The sequence below is a fragment of the Micromonospora sp. CPCC 206060 genome (assembly GCF_036906895.1).
GTDB lineage: Bacteria > Actinomycetota > Actinomycetes > Mycobacteriales > Micromonosporaceae > Micromonospora.
Genome location: NZ_JBAKHU010000001.1, coordinates 469,680 through 491,889 on the forward strand (window position 1 = coordinate 469,680; position 22,210 = coordinate 491,889).

Annotated in this window: 21 protein-coding genes; 5 read left to right on the forward strand and 16 right to left on the reverse strand. The window is 71.6% G+C overall.

Going from position 1 to position 22,210, the window contains the following annotated elements:
- Positions 1-89 precede the first annotated feature (89 nt).
- Positions 90-560 carry a hypothetical protein gene (locus V6U90_RS02150; protein ID WP_334430814.1) on the reverse strand — a complete coding sequence of 157 codons (471 nt, stop codon included), beginning with the start codon at positions 558-560 and terminating at the stop codon, positions 90-92.
- Between the two features lie 323 nt (positions 561-883).
- Here V6U90_RS02150 and V6U90_RS02155 point away from each other — a divergent pair, with 323 nt between their 5' ends.
- Complete coding sequence (locus tag V6U90_RS02155) at positions 884-2,131, forward strand: cytochrome P450 (RefSeq protein ID WP_334430815.1); 1,248 nt, start codon at positions 884-886, stop codon at positions 2,129-2,131.
- Positions 2,132-2,196: 65 nt separating this feature from the next.
- Here V6U90_RS02155 and V6U90_RS02160 read toward each other — a convergent pair whose 3' ends face one another.
- From V6U90_RS02160 to V6U90_RS02190, 7 genes are all read right to left on the reverse strand, one after another.
- The gene (locus V6U90_RS02160) at positions 2,197-3,375 is read right to left on the reverse strand and encodes a zinc-dependent alcohol dehydrogenase (protein ID WP_334430816.1); all 1,179 of its coding nucleotides are present in this window, start codon (positions 3,373-3,375) and stop codon (positions 2,197-2,199) included.
- Positions 3,372-4,007: an SRPBCC family protein gene (locus V6U90_RS02165; protein ID WP_334430817.1), complete on the reverse strand. Its 636-nt coding sequence runs from the start codon at positions 4,005-4,007 to the stop codon at positions 3,372-3,374. The genes V6U90_RS02160 and V6U90_RS02165 overlap by 4 nt, the downstream gene beginning before the upstream one ends.
- An 89-nt stretch (positions 4,008-4,096) precedes the next feature.
- The gene (locus tag V6U90_RS02170) at positions 4,097-4,648 is read right to left on the reverse strand and encodes a hemerythrin domain-containing protein (RefSeq protein ID WP_334430818.1); all 552 of its coding nucleotides are present in this window, start codon (positions 4,646-4,648) and stop codon (positions 4,097-4,099) included.
- Positions 4,641-5,849 (reverse strand): hypothetical protein, encoded by a 1,209-nt coding sequence (locus V6U90_RS02175; RefSeq protein ID WP_334430819.1) that lies wholly within the window; start codon positions 5,847-5,849, stop codon positions 4,641-4,643. Before V6U90_RS02175 ends, V6U90_RS02170 begins: the two co-directional genes overlap by 8 nt.
- Positions 5,850-6,061: 212 nt before the next feature.
- Positions 6,062-6,691, reverse strand: a complete 630-nt coding sequence (locus tag V6U90_RS02180) for a DUF3618 domain-containing protein (RefSeq protein WP_334430820.1) — start codon at positions 6,689-6,691, stop codon at positions 6,062-6,064.
- Positions 6,688-7,140, reverse strand: a complete 453-nt coding sequence (locus tag V6U90_RS02185) for a phage holin family protein (protein ID WP_334430821.1) — start codon at positions 7,138-7,140, stop codon at positions 6,688-6,690. The genes V6U90_RS02180 and V6U90_RS02185 overlap by 4 nt, the downstream gene beginning before the upstream one ends.
- Positions 7,137-8,036 (reverse strand): hypothetical protein, encoded by a 900-nt coding sequence (locus V6U90_RS02190; RefSeq protein ID WP_334430822.1) that lies wholly within the window; start codon positions 8,034-8,036, stop codon positions 7,137-7,139. The genes V6U90_RS02185 and V6U90_RS02190 overlap by 4 nt, the downstream gene beginning before the upstream one ends.
- A gap of 242 nt (positions 8,037-8,278) precedes the next feature.
- Between V6U90_RS02190 and V6U90_RS02195 the strand changes: the two genes are divergently transcribed.
- The 3 genes from V6U90_RS02195 to trpS all read left to right on the forward strand — a co-directional run bounded on the left by V6U90_RS02195 (position 8,279) and on the right by trpS (position 10,849).
- The gene (locus tag V6U90_RS02195; RefSeq protein ID WP_334430823.1) at positions 8,279-8,767 is read left to right on the forward strand and encodes a DUF4383 domain-containing protein; all 489 of its coding nucleotides are present in this window, start codon (positions 8,279-8,281) and stop codon (positions 8,765-8,767) included.
- Between the two features lie 191 nt (positions 8,768-8,958).
- The gene (locus V6U90_RS02200; RefSeq protein WP_334430824.1) at positions 8,959-9,606 is read left to right on the forward strand and encodes a DUF6766 family protein; all 648 of its coding nucleotides are present in this window, start codon (positions 8,959-8,961) and stop codon (positions 9,604-9,606) included.
- A 247-nt stretch (positions 9,607-9,853) separates the two neighbouring features.
- Complete coding sequence (gene trpS / locus V6U90_RS02205) at positions 9,854-10,849, forward strand: tryptophan--tRNA ligase (protein WP_334430825.1); 996 nt, start codon at positions 9,854-9,856, stop codon at positions 10,847-10,849.
- Between the two features lie 64 nt (positions 10,850-10,913).
- Here trpS and V6U90_RS02210 read toward each other — a convergent pair whose 3' ends face one another.
- The 8 genes from V6U90_RS02210 to V6U90_RS02245 form a co-directional block, all read right to left on the reverse strand.
- Positions 10,914-11,363 carry a GNAT family N-acetyltransferase gene (locus V6U90_RS02210; protein ID WP_334430826.1) on the reverse strand — a complete coding sequence of 150 codons (450 nt, stop codon included), beginning with the start codon at positions 11,361-11,363 and terminating at the stop codon, positions 10,914-10,916.
- A gap of 194 nt (positions 11,364-11,557) precedes the next feature.
- On the reverse strand, positions 11,558-13,069 hold the full coding sequence (gene obgE, locus V6U90_RS02215; protein ID WP_334430827.1) for a GTPase ObgE: 1,512 nt from the start codon (positions 13,067-13,069) through the stop codon (positions 11,558-11,560).
- 93 nt (positions 13,070-13,162) lie between these two features.
- Entirely contained in the window at positions 13,163-13,417 is a 255-nt protein-coding gene (gene rpmA / locus V6U90_RS02220; protein WP_334430828.1) for a 50S ribosomal protein L27, read from the reverse strand.
- A gap of 11 nt (positions 13,418-13,428) precedes the next feature.
- A complete protein-coding gene (gene rplU, locus V6U90_RS02225; protein WP_334430829.1) occupies positions 13,429-13,743 on the reverse strand; it encodes a 50S ribosomal protein L21 in 315 nt (104 codons plus the stop codon).
- A gap of 202 nt (positions 13,744-13,945) precedes the next feature.
- A complete protein-coding gene (locus V6U90_RS02230; protein ID WP_334430830.1) occupies positions 13,946-14,482 on the reverse strand; it encodes a hypothetical protein in 537 nt (178 codons plus the stop codon).
- Positions 14,483-14,609: 127 nt separating this feature from the next.
- Positions 14,610-17,528: an Rne/Rng family ribonuclease gene (locus V6U90_RS02235; protein WP_334430831.1), complete on the reverse strand. Its 2,919-nt coding sequence runs from the start codon at positions 17,526-17,528 to the stop codon at positions 14,610-14,612.
- Between the two features lie 135 nt (positions 17,529-17,663).
- Positions 17,664-18,383 carry a TIGR03936 family radical SAM-associated protein gene (locus tag V6U90_RS02240; RefSeq protein WP_334430873.1) on the reverse strand — a complete coding sequence of 240 codons (720 nt, stop codon included), beginning with the start codon at positions 18,381-18,383 and terminating at the stop codon, positions 17,664-17,666.
- Positions 18,384-18,594: 211 nt separating this feature from the next.
- A complete protein-coding gene (locus V6U90_RS02245; RefSeq protein ID WP_334430832.1) occupies positions 18,595-20,589 on the reverse strand; it encodes a TIGR03960 family B12-binding radical SAM protein in 1,995 nt (664 codons plus the stop codon).
- A gap of 217 nt (positions 20,590-20,806) precedes the next feature.
- Here V6U90_RS02245 and V6U90_RS02250 point away from each other — a divergent pair, with 217 nt between their 5' ends.
- A complete protein-coding gene (locus V6U90_RS02250) occupies positions 20,807-22,183 on the forward strand; it encodes a hypothetical protein (RefSeq protein WP_334430833.1) in 1,377 nt (458 codons plus the stop codon).
- The last annotated feature ends 27 nt before the right edge of the window (positions 22,184-22,210 follow it).

Below are 22,210 nucleotides of genomic sequence, written 5' to 3' on the forward strand. Positions count from 1 at the left end.
CAGGTGATCGCCTCGTCATCCCCGGCCGGGACGATCACCTGGCCCCGTCGTCCCGGCCGGGGATGACGGACCCGCACCGCCGGGCCACCTCACCCACTGGCGCCGGAGCTGTCACCGTCCCCCCAGCCCAGGCTGCCCACCCCGGGACCGTGGTGGAAGCCCGGGTGACCGAGCACATCCGCGCAGCGTTCGTCGTCGGGCCCGACTGCTCCGCAGAAGATCCGCTCCGGCCGCCCGTTCTCCGCAGTGGAGAGCGCGGCGGCTCCGGGAGCAACCTCGGGACACAGCAACGACAGCGCCTCGACGTAACCGACTGCCCGTTCCCGGGCATGGTCCATGGAGCCCGCCTCGAAGCCCAGATGGAGGGTGAACCGGCGGACCGGGGTGGACGCACGTCGGCCTGTCGGCTCATCCGGCGGCACCCACCTGCTCGACCGCGCCGGGTCGCGGGGAGGCCGGGCGAGCAGCCCCTGCCGTTCCGCGACGCGCGGCGGCCGGATCCGCCGGGCCGGAGCGCCGTCGCGGCCCGACCCCCAGTGGGGCGAACGGTTGCTGTGCATGTGGCCTCCCATCCGGTCCGGCCCACCGGCGGTCGACGACGGATCAACGGACCTGCCTACCAGGCCAGCCAAGCAGGAAACCGCGCCCCGGGGAGGGGCCAGCGGTGTGGGCCAGAGTGCTGGCCGGACGGCTACCGCCCGAACCGGTCGCCCAGCCGGCCGGAGCAGATCGGAGCCGGTCGCTCTCAGCCGGTCGGAACCGGTCGCCCAGCCAGTCGGAGCCGGGGCCCGAAGCCCGGCGGGGTTCAGTGCCGAACCCCGGGGTATGTCCGGAGGAAGAGCCGGCCGGCTGGCGCAGACCCCCGGGAGCAACAGGAGAGACCATGGCCACCACGCCCCGTGACCGCAGCCCGGAGAGCACGCTGAGCTTCGCCCGCGAGGGTTACCGGTTCATCGGCGAGCGATGCGAGCGGTACGACAGCGACATCTTCCAGACCCGGCTGCTGCTCCGGCCCACCATCTGCCTGAGGGGGCGGGCATCGGCCGAACTCTTCTACGACGACGAACGGTTCCAGCGCCACGGGGCGGCCCCGGCACGGCTCCAGCGGACCCTCACCGGCGTGGGCGGCGTGCAGGGGCTCGACGGGTCGGCGCACCGGCGACGCAAGGCGATGTTCCTGTCGCTGATGACCCCGGCCGGGATCGGGGAACTGGCCCGGCTCTTCGCCGAGGCGTGGCAGGAGCGGCTGCCCGACTGGCAGCGGCGGGGACGGATCGTCCTGCACGATGCGCTGGGTGAGCTGCTGACCCGGACGGTGTGCGCGTGGGCGGGCGTACCGCTGCCGGAGTCGGCGGTCCGGCGCCGCCACCGGGACCTGCGGGCGATGATCGAGTCGGGGCCCCGGGTCGGGCCGGGGTACTGGCGCGGCCTGCTGGCCCGTCGACGGGCCGAACGCTGGATCGCCGAACTGGTGACCCGGGTCCGCTCCGGGGCGCTGCCCTCACCGGCGGGCTGCGCGTTACGGGTGATCGCCGAACACCTCGACCAGAACGGGCGACCGCTCAGCCCCCGGATCGCCGCCGTCGAGGTCCTCAACGTCCTACGGCCCACGGTGGCCATCGACCGGTTCATCACCTTCACCGTCCTCGCCCTGCACGAGCACCCGGAGTGGGTGGACCGGGTACGCGCCGACGACGACGCCGCCCGGCAGTTCGTCCAGGAGGTGCGCCGCTACTACCCGTTCTTCCCGGCCGCCGTGGCGAAGGTCCGCCGCTCCTTCGACTGGCAGGGCCACCACTTCCCCCGGGGTCGACGGGTCCTGCTCGACCTGTACGGCACCGACCACCACGACGGGCTCTGGGCGGACCCGGAGCGGTTCCGGCCGGAACGGTTCGCCGGGGTGACCCCCGACGCGTTCAGCCTGGTCCCGCAGGGCGGTGGTGACCATGTCACCGGCCACCGCTGCGCGGGTGAGTGGGTCACCATCAAGCTGATGGGGACGGCACTGCACCAGCTCACCGCGACGATGCGGTACGACGTCCCACCGCAGGACCTGACGGTGGACCTGCGCCGGATCCCCGCACTGCCCGCGAGCGGACTCGTACTGACCGGGATCCGGCCGGTCGGTTGACCGGGGGCGCGATGGCGGCGGCACCGCTGCCCGGGTCGTCCTGACCGGCCGGCAGAGCACCCGGATCAGGCGGGTGTGGGATGCAGCACCGCACGCAGGCAGGCGTCCTCCTTCTTCTCGAACAGTTCGTACCCGCGCGGCCCCTCCTCCAACGGGATCGGATGGGTCGCCAGGTAGCCGGGGTCGAAGTCACCGGCGGCGAGCCGGTCCAGCAGCATCGGGATGTACCGCTGGGCGTGCATCTGCCCCATCCGCAGCACCAGTGCCTTGTTCATCGCCGCGCCGAGCGGGAACTTGTCCACGAAGCCGCCGAAGACCCCGACGATGCTCACCGTGCCACCCTTGCGGCAGGCCATGATCGCCTGACGGACCGCAGTCGGCCGGTCGGTCTGCAACCGGACCGCCTGCTTGACCCGGTCGTAGCCGTAGACCGGGCCGACGTCGTGCGACTCCATGCCCACCGCCTCGATGCAAGCGTCCAGCCCCCGCCCGGCGGTCATCTCCCGCAGCGCCTCCAGCACGTCGGTCTCGGCGTAGTTGAGCGTCTCCACGCCGAGCCGGTCAGCAGCGGTGGCCAGCCGCTCGGGCAGCCGGTCGATGACGATCACCCGGCCGGCGCCGAGCAACTGCGCGGAACGGGCCGCCATCTGGCCGACGCCGCCCGCTCCCCAGACCGCCACCACCTCGCCGCCACGCAGGCCGCAGAAGTCGGCCGCCATCCAGCCGGTCGGCATCGCGTCGGAGGCGAAGACCACCGCGTCGTCGGGTACGCCCGCCGGCACCGGGAACGCGCCGACGTCGGCGAACGGCACCCGCACGTACTCGGCGTGACTGCCGGCGAAGCCGCCCGCCGCGTGCGAGTACCCGATGATGCCGGCCGGTGCGTGCCCCCACAGCTTCTCGGTGAGGACCGGCTGGGGGTTGGAGTTGTCGCAGAGCGAGTACTGCTCGGTACGGCAGTACCAGCATCCGCCGCAGGCGAGGACCGAACCGACCACCACCCGGTCGCCGACGGCCAGACTGCGTACCCCGGGTCCGACCTCCACCACCTCGCCCATGAACTCGTGGCCGAGGATGTCCCCCTCCCGCATCGCCGGCAGGTACCCGTTGATCAGGTGCAGGTCGGAGCCGCAGACGCTGCTGGCCCGGACCTCGACGATGGCGTCCCCCTCGGCCCGGATCCGTGGTTCGGGTACGTCCCGGACGGCGAGGCTGCCCACGCCCTCCCAGCACAGCGCCCTCATGCCCGTCCTCCCGTCGTCAACTTCCCGCGTACCGCGTCGGTGAACCACTCCTGCACCGGGCCCCGCCCGGACGGATCGTGCCGGGTGTCGAGCACCTGGCCGCACTCGACCAGCGCCTTCACCCGACGCAGGACGTCCCGTAGGCGCAGGTCCGGCTCCCGGCCGGTGACCAGCCCGAACATCCGACCCACCGGGCCGCCGTAGCGGTAGCGCAACTCGATGCGGATCTCGGTACCCCGGCCCTGCGGGGCGTCGACCAGTCGGATCCGGCCCTCCTGCGGTACCGGACCGTCGACGACCCGCCAGCTCAACTGACCCGGCTCCTCGACCGTGATCCCGGCCCGCCACTGCGTACCGTCCCCGTCCGGCTCCACCGCCGTGCACTCCCACCGGTTCCCGTCGAGTTGGCGCAGGGTGGCGGTCGCACCGAGTGCGGTACCGAGCCGTTCCGGGTCCGACCAGAAGCCGATCACCGCGTCGACCGGTCGGTCCACGGTCACCCCGCGGTGCACCACGTACCAGCCGTCCCGGCGCTCCGGCTGGTGGCGGCGACGCCGGGCGGCGAACGCCACGCCCGCGCCGGCCACCCCGGCCGTGGCGAGCAGCGTCCATCTGGTCCTGTCGCTGGTCATCAACCCTCCTAAAACCGAAGGAAGGGCCCCTTCTTAACGCTTTCGGTAGAGGAAGGGGCCCCTCTTAACACTTCCGGTGCCCATGACACTCAGTGCCGCATCGCGTTCCGCGCGGCGTCGCGGAGCCGGTCGAAGACCGCCACCGCCGGGCCGGCCAGCAGGTTCCTCGACGCCGACTCCGCCCCGGGATGCGGGCGGGTCGGGGCCACCGCCTCGGCGGCGCGTACCGCCCGGGCGGCGCCACGCAGCCGGTCGGCGTCCACACCGTGCCGGAGCTGTGGGAACTCGTACCGTTCCTCGTAGGTGGCGTGGGCGAGGACCGCGTCGCGCAGTACGACGATCCGGGTGTCGAAGCTGGGCGCGTCCGGCCCGATGTCGTGCAGTTCGGCGAGCAGTTCCTTGGCGGCCCGCTCCTCGGCCAGTCGGGCCTCCACCACGTCGTCACCGGCGTCGATGCTGCGCCGGGCCAACGGGTGGACGATCTCCTCCTCGGCGGTCTCGTGCACCGCCAGCAGCCGGACCAACTCGCGGAACGACTCCCGGCGGGCGTCGCCGGAGCTGGCGATCACGGTGGCGAACAGCTCCTCGATCCGGGCGTGCTGGGCGAGCAGCAGATCGACGACGTCTTCCTGGTCAGACATGCTGCTTCTCCTCCCGCAACGCGGCGACCGGGTGCGGTCCCTGGGTCTCGAGCCGGTACTCGTCACCGAACTTCGCCCGGTGCTCGTCGATCACCCGCTCGCTCGCCGGTGCCTCCCCGCCGTGCAGCTGCTGCTGCATCCGTTCGAAGCGTTCGTGGGCCTCCCGCACGTACCCGGCACCGAGGGTGGTCAGGTCGATCTGGGTGGCCAGCAGGTTGCGCAGGAACTCCTTGTTGGGCTCGAAGCGCACGGGCTCCGGCAGGGCCGGGGCGAGGATGTCGGCCGGTTCCCGGCCGTCGTACCGGCGCATCAGGTCGCCGGCGATGCGGAGCTGCTCGACCTCCATGTTCAGGTGCAGTTCCCAGATCGCCCGGACCTTCGGGTCGCTCTCCTGCGTCATGAACGAGTAGTAGAGGTAACACTCGTTGTACTCGTGGTTGACCAGCCGCTCCCACCAGGTCTCCCCGGGGTCGACCAGCGACTCGTAGTGGGTGACGTGCTCCTCCTCGATCAGCCCGATCTCCTGGTAGAGCTGGCGGGCGATCGGCTCCATGTACTGCGGGCCGACGTTCATGTAGAAGTTCATGGTCTGCTGCTCGGCGGCCATGATGGTCAGCGCGTGCAGTTTGGACAGCGGGTTGACGGTGGTCCGGTCGTACGGGTCACGGACGTTGTCCACCGGGTGCCGGTGGTGCGCCTTGGTGGGCCGGCCGGGCATCACCTCGGTCAGGTCGTCGACCACCTTCGCGGCCTTGCGCCGTTCGATCAGCTCGAAGAGGTTGGCGTACCGGTACAGGTGGTCGAAGTCCTCCAGCACCCCGAACTCGTACGCCTGCTGGAGGTAGGGATCCGGCTCCATCCGGGCCACCCACGAGGTCAGGTCGACGGCGACCTGCTCGTACGCGAGGGTGGTCTCCAGCGCGCTGGGCACTCCGGGGAGCAGCCAGTTCACCACCCGCTGCTGCTGCGCCTCGATGTACCGGATCTCGGCCAGCTTTCGCTTCACCTCGGGGTCGGTGCAGGTACGGGCGAACTGGTGGCTGAAGAGGATCGCCTCCACCTCGATGCCGTTGAGCGCGATGATCCGGCACCGGGTGTACGGGTCGGCGGCGAGCGGGTCGATCGGGTCCACGTCGAGTTCCCGCCAGTTACGGAGCTGACGCTCCAACGGGATCCCCTGATGGTCGAGCGGGTTGAACATCTGACTTCCCTTCGCTACGGGGGCCGTACCAGGGTCGTACCCCGCTTCCGGTCACGAAACCAGATGATCACCTCCTTTTACGCTAAAACCCCGTACATGTACATAAACGGCGACCCGCGACCTCCGGTGGGTGGCCGGGTGGTCGCGGGTCGCGGTGGGCTTCCGTGTGGCGTCGCCGACGGTCACGGGTACCCGACGCCGGTCGGGCCCGGTCAGGAACGCACCTGTTCACGCGCGTGGTCGCGGACCTCGTGCGCCGCCGAGCGGCTGTCGTCCCTGACCGCCTGTACCGCCTCGCCGGCGGTGGCCCGGACCGACTCGGTGGCCTGCTGGGCCGGCTCGCGCAGCTCCTCCTTGGCCTCGTGGGCAACCTCGGCGAGCTTCTCCTTGACCGCCCCGGTGTGCTCACCCGCCTTCGCCCGGACCTGGGTGGCGACCCGCTGCTCCCGGCTGGTGGCGGGCAGCAGCGACGAGGAGAGCCAGCCCACCCCGAACGCGATCAGGCCGGCGGCCAGCGGGTTGCCCTCGGACTTCTCGCGCAGCTTCGCGGGCGTCTGGTGGGCGGCTTCGCCGACGGTCGACGCGGCCGAGGAGGCCCGGTGCGCAGTCGACGAGGCCCGATGCGACAGCGACGACGCGGCCGAGCCGGTGACGTCCCCCAGGTCCGACGCGGTTCCCATCACCCTGTCCCTCACTTTCCGTACCGCGCCCTGGGCGCGCTGCTTGCGGTCGTCGACGATCCGGCTCGGGCTGACCTTGTACGCCACCGCGTCCACGTCGTGGCTCAGGTTGTTGCGGGTCTGCTCGATCTCCCGACGGATCTGCTCGGGGTCGGTGCTCATCGGCTCACTCCTTCCCGGTCCGGCTTCAGCGCCTCCGGAATCCGGTGCATCGTCTCGGTGGTCTTCCTGAGGCCGCGCACCCGCTCGGCCTGCGACTTGCCCTTGGCGTACAGCACTGCGGCGATGACGCCCCAGATGACCGCGACGACCAGCGCCGCCCATCCGGAATCCAGCACGTTGGACAGGCCGCCCCAGAGGGCGAGGGAGAGAAAGAGCAGGACCATGTACCCGCCGAAGCCGGCGCCACCGAAGAAGCCGGCAGCCTTGCCCGCCTTGCTCCCCTCCTGGCGCAGCTCGGCCTTGGCCAGCTCGATCTCCTGGCGCATCAGCGTGGACAGGTCCTCGGTGACGTGCCGCATCAGGTCGCCGAGGGACTGCCGGGTCACCTCGGTGGCGGAGTCGGGCCGGTACCCGTTGGTGAGTCCGGGCCCCTGGGTGGGCACGGTCATCGCTGTACCCCGCTCGACGGCACACCGGGCAGCGGGTCGGTCCGGGTAGCCGGCGGCAGCCCGCCGTGCACGGTCCCGGTCGGCGGCAACGCACCGGCCCCGGTCGGCGGCACCGGGGTCGCCGGTGGCAGCACGGCCGTCCGCTCGTCGGCGTACGCGTGCTCCTCGGCGTAGGTTCGCTGGTTGGCGTAGCCGGCAAGCGGCACGGTCTCCGCCGAGGAGAAGCCGGGGGTACCGGTGGCCAGCGGCTGCTGACCGTTGTCACCGGCAGCGGCGACGTTGCGGGTCAGCCGGCCGGCCAGCACACCGAGCAGTGCGGCGCCGACGAGGAAGGTGCCCGGGTTACGGCGGGCGTAGTCGCGCACCTCGGCGACCAGGTCGCCCGGCTCCCGCTCCTCCAGCCAGCCGGCCACTCCGTGCACCCGGTCGGCGGCCTGACGGGCCAGCTCACTGACCGGTCCGGCCTGGCCACCCTGTTCGACCATGGTCCGCATCTCGTCGGCCAGCGAGCGCAGTCCGCCGGCGGCGCGCCGCTGCTGGGTACCGGCCTGCGTGGTGAGCTGGTCGCGGGCCTCACCGTAGAGGTTGCGGGCCTGCCGGGTGGCCTCGGCGACCACCTCGCGGCCCTGCTCCTTGGCGGTCTGGGCCACCTCACCACCGGCCTGCGCAGCGTGGTGGCCGACCTCGCGGGCCGCCTCGCGGTTCGACGGGGTACCGGCCGGGGCGTACTGACCGGTGCCGGCCGACTGGCCGTTGGGGTACGGCTGACCGTTGGGGTACGGCTGGCCGTTCGGGTACGGCTGACCGTTGGGGTACGGCTGACCGTTGGGGTACGGCTGGCCGTTCGGGTACGGCTGACCGGTCGGGGGCGGCGTGTTCGAAAGATGGTGAGTCATGAGATCCCTTCCGCTCCGAACTACTGCATTCGCGGTTCCTGGGGGTGGCCGGTCATTGTCCGACCGGCCTTTCTGCTACCCCCACCGGTCGGATCCATGCGGAATTCGTGAATGTCGTGCGGGGGTCCATCGTCACCGGTACAAGTTGGTTGGTCGCCGTTTCGTTCGCTCCGCACAGGAGAAAAAACGAGCGACAGTCGTATCCGGGCAGATGTCGATGTGGTGACCGAGAGGCGAGGAAGATGACACGTGACGTGACGGGTCGCCGACGGCGCCGGTCGGACCGCGTCGGCAGCCGCATCCAACGGGCCGCCGCCATCGTGGCGGCGACCTTCGTCCTGGTCGGGCTCCTCGGCTTCGTACCCGGGGTGACGACCGGCTACGGGGACCTCGGTTTCGCCGGGCACGAATCCGGGGCGAAGCTGCTGGGCGTCTTCCAGGTGTCCGTGCTACACAACCTGGTACACCTGCTCTTCGGCCTGGCCGGCCTGGCCCTGTCCCGCAGCGTCGCCGGATCCCGGATCTACCTGGCCGGCGGCGGTGCGGTCTATCTGGCCCTCTGGCTGTACGGGCTGGTCATCGACCATTCCAGCGCCGCCAACTTCATCCCGGTCAACGGGGCCGACAACTGGCTCCACCTGGGTCTCGGGCTGGCCATGCTCGTACTCGGTCTGCTGCTGTCCCCCCGGGCGAACGCCGACGCCCGGCAGTTGGACGCGCCCGCGCCCTGACGGCCACAACCGGTGACCGGAACCGGGCAGCCGGTGCCCGGTCGGTCGGTGCCCGGTCGGTCCGTCCCACGCCGGCCACTACCCTCCCGACCTGCCGTTTCGTTCCGTGGAACGTTTGCGCACCGACCGACCAGGGCATCGGACGGACACAGACCTGACCGTTTTAAGGAGGGGTACGGATGCCCCGGTGGATGAGAGAGAATGCGCTCTCGATCGTGATGCTGAGCGCTTTCCTGGTGTTTCTCGCTCTGCACAGTTTCTTCGGCTGGCATTCACACAACGATGGACTACGCGAGTACGGCATTGCGCCCCTCGGATATCCCAGCTACCTCGCCAGCGGCCATTTCATCGAGTCGGTCTTCGAGAACTGGGAGTCGGAGTTCCTCCAGATGGCCGGCTACGTACTGCTCACCTCGTATCTGGTGCAGCGTGGCTCCTCGGAGTCCAAGCCGGAGGGGCAGCACGACCGGCCCGAGGACTACCGGGAGCACGCCCGACCCGATTCCCCCCGACCGGTGCACACCGGCGGCCTGCCGCTGGTGCTCTACCGCAACAGTCTCTCCCTCGCCCTCTTCCTGATCTTTGCCGGATCGTTCATCGGCCACCTGCTCGGCGGCACCGCCGAATACAACCGGGAGCAGGCGTTGCAGAGCGGCGCCGCCCCGGTCGGCGCCTGGGAGTTCCTGCGGACCAGTGAGTTCTGGTTCCAGTCGATGCAGAACTGGCAGAGCGAGTTCCTCGCGGTGGGCGCGCTCATCCTGTTGAGCATCGTCCTGCGCCAGCACGGCTCGCCGGAGTCCAAGCCGGTAACCGCCCCGCACGCGATGACCGGCGGCTGAGCCCCGCCACAGCCGGCGACCGACGGCTGAGTGACGGACCGTCAGCGGACCGCGACCCCTCCTAAGCGGGCCCCTGCGATGCTAGTCTGGCCGGGTGCGGATGATGACCACGCAGTGCTGGTGGGCGCCCTGAACGGGCGGCCCGCATCCGCGCACCCATGACCAGAAACGGCCGCCCCTCGCGGGGCGGCCGTTGCACGTTCAGCCCCGTCCGGGGGTGGTCGGCTCGATCACGAAGGAGCCAACGATGACCACCACGACCCTCCGGACCGTCCGGCGACTGACCGGTTTCACCCCGTCCGGCCGGCTGCACCTGGGCAACCTGCTCGGCGCCATCCGACCGATCGTCGACGGGCAGGACCGGTCCGACACTGTCGTGTTCCTCAGCGACCTGCACGCGCTCACCATCGAACACGATCCCGGGCTGCTCCGGGCCCGCACCCTGGAGCAGGCCACCCTGCTGCTCGCCGCCGGGCTCGACCCGCAGCGTGCGCTGCTCTACGTCCAGTCGCAGGTACCGCAGCACACCGAACTGCACTACCTGCTCGAATGCGCCACCGGTTACGGCGAGGCGCACCGGATGATCCAGTTCAAGGAGAAGTCGGCCGCCCAGCAGCAGGTACGCCTGAGTCTGCTGACCTATCCGGTCCTGATGGCGGCCGACATCCTGCTGCACGACGCGGACGAGGTACCGGTCGGCGACGACCAGACCCAGCACCTGGAGCTGGCCCGGGACCTGGCCGAACGGTTCAACGCCCGGTACGGTCCGACCTTCACGGTGCCCCGGGCGGTACGCCCGCCGGTCGCCACCCGGGTCATGGACCTGACCGAACCGACCCGGAAGATGAGTAAGTCCGCAGCGGGCGAGGCCGGCAGCATCCTGCTGCTCGACCCGCCGGAGGTGATCCGGCGCAAGCTGCTGCGGGCGGTCACCGACTCCGGTCGGACCGTCGGGTACGACCCCGTCCGGCGGCCCGGAGTGGCCAACCTGCTGGAGATCCTGGCCGCCTGCACCGGCGGCACGCCCGACCGTCTGGCGGAACGGTTCTCCTCGTACGGCGAGCTGAAGCAGGCCACCGCCGACGCGGTCATCGGGTTGATCGAGCCGGTGCAGCGGCGGTACGCCGAGCTGGCCGCCGCCCCGGAGCAGGTGCGGCGGATCCTCGCCGACGGCGCCGGGGCGGCCCGGGAACGCACCGCCGGGACGGTGGACCGGGCCCGCACCGCCCTCGGTCTGGCCTGAAGGCCGGGACGGTCACCGCCGGTACCGGGGCGTGCCCTCGTACCGGCGGTGACCGGTGGTCAGCTCAGACAGCCACCGGGAGCCACTTGGCGAAGCAGACGCTGTACGGGTTGTCGACGTACTCACCGTAGACCGGGATCTCGCGGTACCCGCACGAGCGGTAGAGGGCGATCGCCGCCGGGAGGTACGTGCCGGTCTCCAGGCACACTCGTTTGTGCCCGGCCTGGAAGGCCAACTCCTCCAGCGCGACGAGGAGGTGCCGGCCGATCCCCTGTCCTCGGTGGGCGGGGCGGACGTACATCCGCTTCACCTCACCGGTGCCGGGGTCGAGCGCCTGCAACCCGCCGCACGCGACCGCATGTCCGCCGACCACGACGACCAGGTACCGGATGTCCTGGTGGGTCACGGTCACCTGCCCGTCGAGTCCACCGTCCGCTTCGCGCAGTTCACGCTGCTGAGCGGTGATCATGGTAAGCAGTTCGGGGTCGGTGGCGGGGCGGGGCTCGATCAGCACATCGTCACGCTAGTTCCGGGGGGTTTCGGCCAGGTTTCCCGCCGATTACCCCGAGGCACAATCCACCAATCTGGTCCCCGAACCCCCAGCTCAGCGTCGGTCCATCGACAGAGCCGGCAGCCGGGCGGCCGGCCAGCCCTGCCCCGGTCCGCCGGGCCCGAACCAGACCAGCCGGACCGGAAGCCGGGCGACCGTCAGCCGGCCTCGCCACGGGTGAGCCGGCCGACCGCCTCGTCCCCCGCCGGTTCCGACTCCTCCGACTCGCCCGCCACCGCCACGTCCGCCGACGGGATCTCGTCGGTGGGCCGCTGCCGGCGGGCCTTCCGGGCCGCCAACCGCTCGGTTGCGCTGGCCCGACTCGACTTGTCCTCCAGCCGGAAGTCGGTGCCCCGGTTACCCGGGGTGAAGTCCACCCCGGCGTACAGGGTGGGCTGCCAGTCGAACTCGCGTTCCCCGATGCGCACCAGGCTGCCCGGCTCGGCACCGGCCTTGGCCAGCTTCTCCTCGACGCCCAGGCGGGCCAACCGGTCGGCCAGGTACCCGACCGCCTCGTCGTTGTCGAAGTTGGTCTGCCGCACCCACCGTTCCGGCCGTGGGCCGCGTACCACGTACGCGCCGTCGGGCGCGGTCTCGATGGTGAAGCCGGCGTCGTCGACCGCCGTCGGTCGGATCACGATCCGGGTCGGCTCCGGGGTCGGGGCTGCCGCCCGGGATTGCTCCACCAGCTCGGCCAGGGCGTACGTGAACTCGCGCAGTCCTTCCCGGGTGGCAGCGGACACCTCGAAGACGCGGCAGCCGCGTTCCTCCAGGTCGGGGCGGACGATCTCGGCGAGATCCCGGCCGTCCGGCACGTCGATCTTGTTTAGTACCACCAGGCGGGGACGGTCGGTGAGACCGCCGTACTCCGACAGCTCGGCCTCGATGGCGTCGATGTCGGCAAGCGGGTCCCGGCCCGGCTCCAGCGTCGCCGAGTCGACCACGTGCACCAGCACGGCGCACCGCTCGATGTGCCGAAGGAACTCCAGCCCGAGCCCCTTACCTCGGGCCGCGCCCGGGATCAGCCCGGGTACGTCGGCCACGGTGAAGGTGTGGTTGTCGACCCGGACCACACCGAGGTTGGGTACCAGCGTGGTGAACGGGTAGTCGGCGATCTTGGGTTTGGCGGCGGAGAGCACCGAGATCAGCGACGACTTGCCGGCCGACGGGAAACCCACCAGCCCGACGTCGGCCACGCTCTTGAGCTCCAGCACCACGTCCAGGTGGTCCCCCGGCTCGCCCAGCTCGGCGAAGCCGGGCGCCTTACGCCGGGCGTTGGCCAGCGCGGCGTTACCGCGCCCGCCCCGACCACCCCGGGCGACCTCGAAGGTGGTGCCGGCGCCCACCAGGTCGGCCAGCACGGTGCCGTCCGGGGTCTGCACCACGGTGCCGTCGGGCACCTTGATGACCAGGTCCCGGCCGTTCGCGCCGTCCCGGTTGGAACCCGCCCCGCCCTTGCCGTTCTCGGCCTTCACGTGCGGCCGGAAATGGAAGTCGAGCAGGGTGGTCACCTGCGGGTCAACGACCAGCGACACGCTGCCGCCGTGCCCGCCGTTACCACCGTCCGGTCCGCCGAAGGGCTTGAACTTCTCCCGGTGGATCGAGACACAGCCGTGCCCGCCGTCGCCGGCCTGCAGATGCAGGACGACCCGGTCAACGAACGTCGTCACGCCGCCAATCCTTCCAGCGGGGCACGTCCCCGCCACGAGAAAACAGCGAAGCGGGCCGGGACCTTCGGTCCGCGACCCGCTTCGCCGAGAGAACTACTGCTTCGGCACGATGCTGACGACCTTGCGGCCGCGCTTGGTGCCGAACTGGACCGCACCGGCGGCCAGCGCGAAGAGCGTGTCGTCGCCACCACGGCCGACCAGGTCACCGGGGTGGAACTTGGTGCCGCGCTGGCGGATGAGGATCTCACCGGCGCTGACCACCTGGCCACCGAACCGCTTCACGCCGAGCCGCTGAGCCGCGGAGTCGCGACCGTTACGCGAGCTGGACGCACCCTTTTTGTGAGCCATCTGTGGACGACCTACTTCCCGCTGGAGATGCCGGTCACCTTGACCTGGGTCAGCGGCTGGCGGTGACCCTGGCGCTTGTGGTAGCCGGTCTTGTTCTTGAACTTGTGGATCCGGATCTTCGGGCCCTTGGTGTGCGCGGCGATCTCGCCGGACACCGCGACCTTGGCAAGCTTCGCCGCGTCGGTCACCAGGTCGTCACCGTCGACGAGGAGCACCGCGGCGAGCTTCACCGCGTCCCCGGGGGCACCGGTGAGCTTCTCGACCTCGATCACGTCGCCCTCGGCGACCTTGTACTGCTTGCCGCCGGTCTTGACGATCGCGTACATCGGACGCGGACTCCCTGTCGTTGAGGCTGCTGACTGGCAGTGCTCGCGGCGGCGCGGCGCGGTAGCAGACGCGACGGCGGGCACGCGAGAACTTGGCACACAAGGGTGCGCCGCAGGCAAGCGTACGCCATGACCGGGTCGGGCCCCAAACCGGCCCCACCGTTTCACCTGGCCCAGCGCCCCCGGCCGGGGGTCGGGCGACTCAGCCCGCGCAGAGCTGGTCGAGGCGCTGCTGGAGCTGGTCCAGCTTGTCCGAGTCGATCGAGTTGATGTCCGCCTTCATCGTGCCCACCTCGGCGGCGATCTCGGCCAGTACGGTCTTCAGGCGCGCGTCGGTGGCCAGGCCGGACTGCCGGGTCAATTCGGTCCGCCATCCGTTCAGCGCGGCCTCAGCCCGCTGCCTGGCCGCCTCGGCGGCCTTCGTGTCGCCGGCACCGGTGGCGGTGAGCATCTTGCCCAGCTCGCTGACGTACGTCTGCACGGCGGTCGAACCGGCCCGGGTGGCGGCGTCACAGACCTCCCGACCGTTCCCGCCAGCCGGAGCGGCGGTGCCTCCGGACGTCCCGCCGCCCGGCGTACCCGGCCCGGCACCCGTCGGGGTGGTCGGCCCGGCCGCCGGAGCCCCGGTCGAACCGGCGGTTGCGGCGGGCGTCGCGGAACCGGCGGTCCCGTCCCGGTCAGCGGAGCACCCGGCTCCGGCCAGCATGGCGACGGCCGTGACGGCGATCAGGCGACGCATCGGGGTACTCCTCGACGGGGTGGGAACGACAGGGGTGGGTGGACCGGCACGTGACGAGCACAGGGCCCCTTCCCATGGTGCCTGGGAAGGGGCCCTGTCGAACGTCGGGGTCGGTCGGATCAGCCGGTCACGGGCGGGTCCGCCGCCGGGCACCGCGCCGCGCCCGGCGTCGACCACCGTCGGGCTCGGTCTGGTCCTCGTCCTCGTCGCCGATCGCGTCCGGGTCGTCGGCGCCGGCCAGCCGCGCCGACTCGCCGCGCTGGGCGTCCGCCACCTCGGGCGCGGCCGGGGTGTCGACCTCGTAGCGGGACAGGTCGTAGCCCATGGTGTCGTCGTCCTCCGACACCTCGACCACGGTCCGCTCGGGCGTCGCCGCGGCGGACCGGCGGTCGCGACGCCGCAACGATCCACCGGCCGGGGCCTCAGCCGGCGCCGGGGCGGCGGCCGGCGCATTCGCCGAGGCCACCGCCTTGACCTTGTCACCCGCGCCGGGCCGGCTCTTCTCCGGTACCGGCTCGGTGTGGATGATCACGCCACGGCCCTTGCAGCACTCGCAGGTCTCGCTGAACGCCTCCAGCAGGCCGGCGCCGATCCGCTTGCGGGTCATCTGCACCAGACCGAGCGACGTGATCTCGGTGACCTGGTGCTTGGTCCGGTCCCGGCCCAGGCACTCGGTCAGCCGGCGCAGCACCAGCTCCCGGTTGGACTCCAGCACCATGTCGATGAAGTCGATCACCACGATGCCGCCGAGGTCCCGCAGCCGCAACTGCCGGACGATCTCCTCGGCCGCCTCCAGGTTGTTACGGGTGACCGTCTCCTCCAGGTTGCCGCCGGCACCGGTGTACTTGCCGGTGTTCACGTCGACCACGGTCATCGCCTCGGTCCGGTCGATGACCAGGTGACCGCCGGAGGGGAGGAAGACCTTACGGTCCAGGCCCTTGAGGATCTGCTCGTCGATCCGGGACTCGGCGAACACGTCCGCCGTACCGGTGTGCCGGTGCAACCGGGTCACCAGGTCGGGCGAGACGTGGGAAAGGTACGACTCGACCATCTCGTACGATTCCTCGCCCTGCACCACGAGTTCCCGGAAGTCCTCGTTGAACAGGTCCCGGACCACCCGGATGACCAGGTCGGGCTCCTCGTAGAGGAGTACCGGGGCACCGCCCTCGGTCGCCTTGGCCTCGATGTCCTCCCACTGCGCCTGCAGCCGCTTGACGTCGCGGGCCAGTTCGTCCTCGCTGGCCCCCTCGGCGGCGGTCCGGACGATCACGCCCGCGCCGTCCGGGACGAGCTTCTTGAGCACGTCACGCAGCCGCTTGCGCTCGTTGTCCGGCAGCTTCCGGCTGATGCCCGAGGCGTTGCCGTGCGGTACGTAGACCAGGTGCCGGCCGGAGAGCGCGATGTGGCTGGTCAACCGGGCGCCCTTGTGGCCGATCGGGTCCTTGGTCACCTGCACGAGCACCGAGTCGCCGGACTTCAGCGCCTGCTCGATCGAGCGGGCCCGCCCCTCCAGACCGGTGGTGTCCCAGTTGACCTCACCGGCGTAGAGCACCGCGTTGCGACCGCGCCCGACGTCGACGAACGCCGCCTCCATGCTGGGCAGGACGTTCTGCACCTTGCCCAGGTAGACGTTGCCGACCATGGTGCTGGCCGAGTTGCGGGTCACGTAGTGCTCGACCAGGATGCCGTCCTCCAGGACGGCGATCTGCGTCCGGTCACCGCGCTGGCGGACCACCATCACCCGGTCGACCGCCTCCCGGCGGGCCAGGAACTCCGACTCGCTCAGGATCGGCGGCCGGGTACGACGCTGTTCCCGCCCGTCCCGGCGCCGTTGCCGCTTCGCCTCCAGCCGGGTCGAGCCGGAGACGCCCTGTACCTCGTCGACGGTGCGCCGCGGTTCACGGATCTTGACGACGGTCGGCACACCGTCGTCGGCGGTGGCCGCCTCGGTCTCGCCCGCGCCACGGCGCCGGCGCCGACGACGCCGACGGGTCAGACCGTCGCCCTCGGCCTCGTCCTCCTCGTCGCCCTCGCCCTCAGCTTCGGCCTCAGCCTCGGCTTCGGCTTCCGGCTCGGCCTCGGCGGCTTCCTCGGCCTCGTAGTCCTCGGTCTCGTCGGCGCCGCCCTTACCTCGGCCCCGGCCCCGACGGCCCCGCCGGCGACGGCGACGGGCCGCCGCGCTCTCGTCCTCGTCCTCCTCCTCGGTCTCCTCGGCCTCGGTGGTGGGTTCCTCCAGCGGCGCGGCCTCGACGACCTCGGCGTCCCGCCGGCCACGGCGGCGACGACGCGCCCCCTCGGTCGGCTCGGCCGGTTCCTCGGCCTCGGTGGTCACCTCGGCGGGCTCGACCGGGGTGGCCCGGGCCGCCAACGCCTCCGGTTCGGGGGCCATGAACAGCACCACCGGGGCGGAGAGCGCGGCCCGACGTCGTCGGGTGGTACGCGGCTCCTCAGCAACGGCCGGCTCACCGCTGACCACGGTGCCGGTGGGCTCGCTGGTGGGGCCGGGCACGCTGACCCCCGGCGGTACCTCCCCGGCGGTGTCGGGAGCACCACTGGTCGCAGCGGTCACCTGGGCACCGGGCTGCTCCGTGGAGGTCGGCGCGCCGGTCGGCGCGGTCGGCTCGGCGGCCGGTCCGGCCGCGTCGGGCTCGACCGCCGGGGGTACCGCCTTCTTCCGCCGGGTGCGGGTCACCTTCACCGGGGGTACGACCTCGTCGGTCGCCTCGACCGCCCCGGTGGCCACCACGGGCGCCTCGGTCGGCGCCGGCTCGGCGGTGGTCGCCTTCCGGCGACGGCGGGTGGGCTTGGGCGCCGTCTCCCCCTCCCCCGCTACCGGGGTGAGCACCTCGCCCTGATGGGATTCGCCGCTGGCCGGACCAGCGGTGGAGGGCGCCGCGACCGGCGCCTCGCCCTGGTCGGTCAGTGGGGTGCTCCGGCGGCGCGTGGTGCGGGTACGCCGGACGGGTGCGGTCCCGGTGCTGTCGGTGGCGTCGCCGGCCGGCTGTGAACCGGTCCGTTCGCTGCCCTCGGGCTCGTTTTCGAGCATTGGACGTTCTCCAGTTCTGGCTTCCCCGGGCGCGGGTGAGCGCTGCCACGCAGGGTTGCCGCAAAGTGTTTCCGGCGGCACGCGAGGTGCGCGACCACCGAAGTCTGCCTACCTGACCACCGACCGGATTGCCGGTCAGCGTTCACCGATGCTTACCCCGTCGCGGTCCGCCTCCAACGGATCCGCGATCCCTCCTTGCGCGGTCAGCGTGCCCTGCGCCAGACGGGTCGCCCGAGGCGGCACCGGCGGCTCCAGGTCGGCCACCACGCGGAGGCCGGAAAGGACGTCATCGGGTCGTACGGACGGGGTGACCTGCCGGACGACTAGGTCGAGTATCGCACACGGGACGGCCACGACCTCGGAAGGCGCCGGGGTAGGCTCGATGACATCGATGTGATGGACCGCGCCACGTGCGTCGAAGGTCCGCCTGCCCTGTTTGGTCATCCGCTCGACGGGCACCTCGGGGGCGGCGGTGAACGCGGCGACCGCCTGACGGAGCACAGCCGGGTCGACACCGGGCAGTTCGACCCGCCAGTGTGACGCCTGGATCCGGTCGGCCAGGCTCCCACCGGTGGCCACCACCGCGTCCAGGACGTCCAGGCCGGGGCTGAGTGCGGCGTCCAGCGCGGCGCGCAGCTCGCCCGGGTCGACCGTCTCCCGCAGACCGATCTCCAGGTACTCGGCCTCGCTGGCCACACCGGTGGGCGCCGCACTGGCGTAGGAGATCTTCGGGTGCGGGGTGAAGCCCTGGGAGAAGGCGATCGGTGCGCCGGCCCGGCGCAGGGCCCGCTCGAAGGCCCGGGCGAAGTCGCGGTGAGAGGTGAACCGCAGCGGGCCCCGCTTGGCGTACCGGATCCGGATGCGCTGGACGACCGGCGCCTGGCCGCCCTCGGGCTGTGGTTTTCTGCTGATCGTCGTGCTCCTCGGAAGTCAGAACCGGTTGATCATGACGGGCGGCGTCCCGGTGTGCCGCCTGACCATAACGTCGTGATCGACCCAGGAGGCGGTGGGCGCCGCGGTCCGCGGCCACGGTGCGGACGCAAAGCCCGCGGCCCGCACCGTGGCGTCAATACTGCTGGGCGCCGGTGGGGACCTTCAGGCCGCTACCGCCGATCGGGGTCAACGGCAGCAGCTTCCTACCGGTCGGCCCGATCTGGATCTCGGTGTCCATGGCCGGGCAGACCCCGCAGTCGAAGCAGGGCGTCCACCGGCAGTCGTCCTGCTCGTACTCGGAGAGCGCGTCCTGCCAGTCCTGCCAGAGCCAGTCCTTGTCCAGGCCGGAGTCGAGGTGGTCCCAGGGCAGGACCTCCAACTCGTCGCGCTGCCGGGTGGTGTACCAGTCGAGGTCGACCCCGAACGCCGGCAGTGCCTCGGCGGCGGCGTCCACCCAGCGCTGATAGGAGAAGTGCTCGCTCCAGCCGTCGAACCGGCCACCGTTCTCCCACACCCGGCGGATCACCGCGCCGACCCGGCGGTCGCCCCGGGAGAGCAGCCCCTCGATCAGCGACGGCTCGCCATCGTGGTACCGGTAACCGATCGCCCGGCCCAGCGAACGGTCACTGTTGATCGCCTGCTTGAGCAGCTTGAGCCGGTGGTCGATCACCTCGGGCCGTTCCATCGGGACCCACTGGAACGGGGTGTGCGGCTTCGGCACGAACCCGCCGATCGAAACCGTGCAGCGGATGTCCTTCGAGCCGGTCGCGGCCCGCCCCGCCTTGATCACCTCGTGGGCCATCCGGGCGATCTGGAGCACGTCCTCGTCGGTCTCGGTGGGCAGCCCGCACATGAAGTAGAGCTTCACCTGCCGCCACCCGTTGGTGTACGCGGTGACCACGGTGCGGATGAGGTCCTCCTCCGACACCATCTTGTTGATCACCTTGCGGATCCGCTCCGAGCCGCCCTCGGGGGCGAAGGTGAGACCGGTGCGCCGCCCGTTGCGGGACAGTTCCTGCGCGAGATCGATGTTGAAGGCGTCCACCCGGGTCGACGGCAGCGACAGCGACACGTTCGTGCCCTCGTACTGCTGGGCCAGGCCGGAACACATGTCGCCGATCTCGGAGTGGTCGGCCGACGAGAGCGACAGCAGGCCCACCTCGTGGAAACCGGAGAACTCCAGCCCGTCGCGGACCATCTGACCGACCGTGGTGATCGACCGCTCCCGGACCGGTCGGGTGATCATGCCGGCCTGGCAGAACCGGCAGCCCCGGGTGCAGCCCCGGAAGATCTCCACCGCGTACCGCTCGTGCACCGTCTCGGCGAGCGGGACCAGCGGCTTCTTCGGGTACGGCCAGGCGTCCAGATCCATCGTCGTGCGCTTGTGCACCCGGAACGGCACGTCCGGGCGGTTCGGCACGACCCGCTGGATCCGCCCGTCCGGCAGGTAGTCCACGTCGTAGAAGCGCGGCACGTAGACGCTCTCCGTGCGGGCCAGCCGCAGCAGCAGCTCGTCCCGACCGCCGGGGGAACCCTCGGACTTCCACTGCCGGACGATGTCGGTGATCTCCAGGACCGCCTCCTCGCCGTCGCCGAGCACGGCGGCGTCGACGAAGTCGGCGATCGGCTCCGGGTTGAACGCGGCGTGTCCACCGGCCACGATCACCGGGTCGGCGTCGGTCCGGTCCGCCGCGAGCAGTGGGATCCCGGCCAGGTCGATCGCGGTGAGCAGGTTGGTGTAGCCCAGCTCGGTGGAGAACGAGACCCCGAAGACGTCGAAGTCGCCGACCGGCCGGTGCGCATCCACGGTGAACTGCGGTACGCCGTGCGCCCGCATCAGCTTCTCCAGGTCCGGCCAGACCGCGTAGGTCCGCTCGGCCAGGACGTCCGGCAGCTCGTTGAGCACCTCGTAGAGGATCTGCACGCCCTGGTTGGGCAGCCCGACCTCGTACGCGTCGGGATACATCAGCGCCCAGCGGACCGTGGCGGAATCCCAGTCCTTGACCACGGCACCCAACTCGCCACCAACGTACTGGATGGGCTTGGTCACCTGGGGCAGCAGCGGCTCCAGCCGCGGCCAGACGGAATTCGCCACAGCGGGGCGCGATGCGGTCGACGGGACGCTCATGATGTCCAAGGGTACGCGGCCGGTCCGGGCCGACCACGACGGTGGCGGCAGGTCGGCCACGACAACGCCGGTCCATCGGCCGGCCAGCGGCGACGGGGTCGTGACGCCACACGGCCGGCCGGACCGGGCCGGGTCACCGGCCGTCGCACGGCCCTCGATCCACCGGAACTGGCACAGCGGTACTAACCTCGGTTCGGCCCGAGAGGAGATTGCCGCGATGCTCCAGCCGCAGCCGGAGGCGGAACCACCGGCCGCCGAGCCGCCCCGGGGGGTGCCCACGCCCCGCGCCGGCGAGCCGGCAGTCCCCGTGGACCAGCCGGAGAGCACCCTTGCGGAGCCGGCCGGGTCGGAGAGCACCCTTGCGGAGCCGGCCGGGTCGGAGAGCACCGCCGGGGCCACCGACACCACCGGTACCGACACCCGCCCTGACCCGGATGGGACCACCGCCGCCGGGCAGCCACGGGTGGCCGGGACGGCACCGGCCGGCCCCGCACCGACCCGGCTGGAGGTACCCCGCTGGACGGGGTCCGCACCGGTACCCCCCGCCGCCCGGCGCGACCGGCCGGGCCAGCCCGTTCCCGCGCCCCGGAACCCCGCCGGCGACCTGCCGGTCCGGTCACCGGAGACGGCCGAGCCGGTCGATCCGTGGGCGGACGCCGACACCGAAGCCGATCCCTGGACGGTGCCCGGCACCGCCTATCCGCCCGTGTCGCCGACACTGCCCTACCCGGCGTCGGGACCGGCGCCCACCAGGCCGTACCCGGTACCACCCGACCCGGGGCCCGCCGTCGGGCCGGCCGCCCACCCGTTCCCGGGACCGCCGGTCTCCCCGCCGCAACCGGTCACCCCACGACCGGTGACACCCCCGCCGGCCGCCAGCCGACCGGTCTCCCCACCACCCGTGCCCGCCCCGCCAGCCAGGCCCGCCCCGTCGGCCGGTCCGTCCGGCCGGTCGCTGAAACGCCGTCAGCCGGACCGGCCGCAGCCGGCACCGCCGGACTGGCAGGCCCCCCGGGGGTACGTCCCGGTGGCGGTACGCCGCAAGCGGCGCTGGCCAGGCCGGATGATGCTGCTGACCCTGCTCACCATCGCCTGCTGCTGCGGCTGCCCGGCGTACTTCGGCAAACCCATGTGGGAGCAGTACCCGGCCAAGGCCGCCCTGCCGGACCAGGTCCGTGACCTGACCCTGCGGGACGACGCGGCCAGCCAACGGCTGTCGCAACGGCTCGTCCAGGAGACCGGTGCGGCCCACCTGCTCGCCGAGGACATCTTCGCCGGGGTGTACCGGACCAGCGGTAAACAGGTGATCGTCTTCGGCAGCACCGGGTTCCGGTTGACCCCGGAGCAGGACGTGACGGACGAGCTGACCCGGCTGGGCACGACCTACCAGATCACCGGCATCGAGTCCATCGAGACCGACCTACGCGGTCAGTACCAGAGCTGCGGCACCGGTCGGCTGGACGGCGCCGCCGTGGTGGTCTGCACCTGGGCCGATCACGGCAGCCTCGGCACCGGGGTGTTCACCCGACTCTCGGTGACCGACAGCGCCGCCCTGCTCGCCGAGTTCCGCGACGGGATCGTCACCCGGGGCTGACTGTCGGCAACCGGCCACGCCCCGACC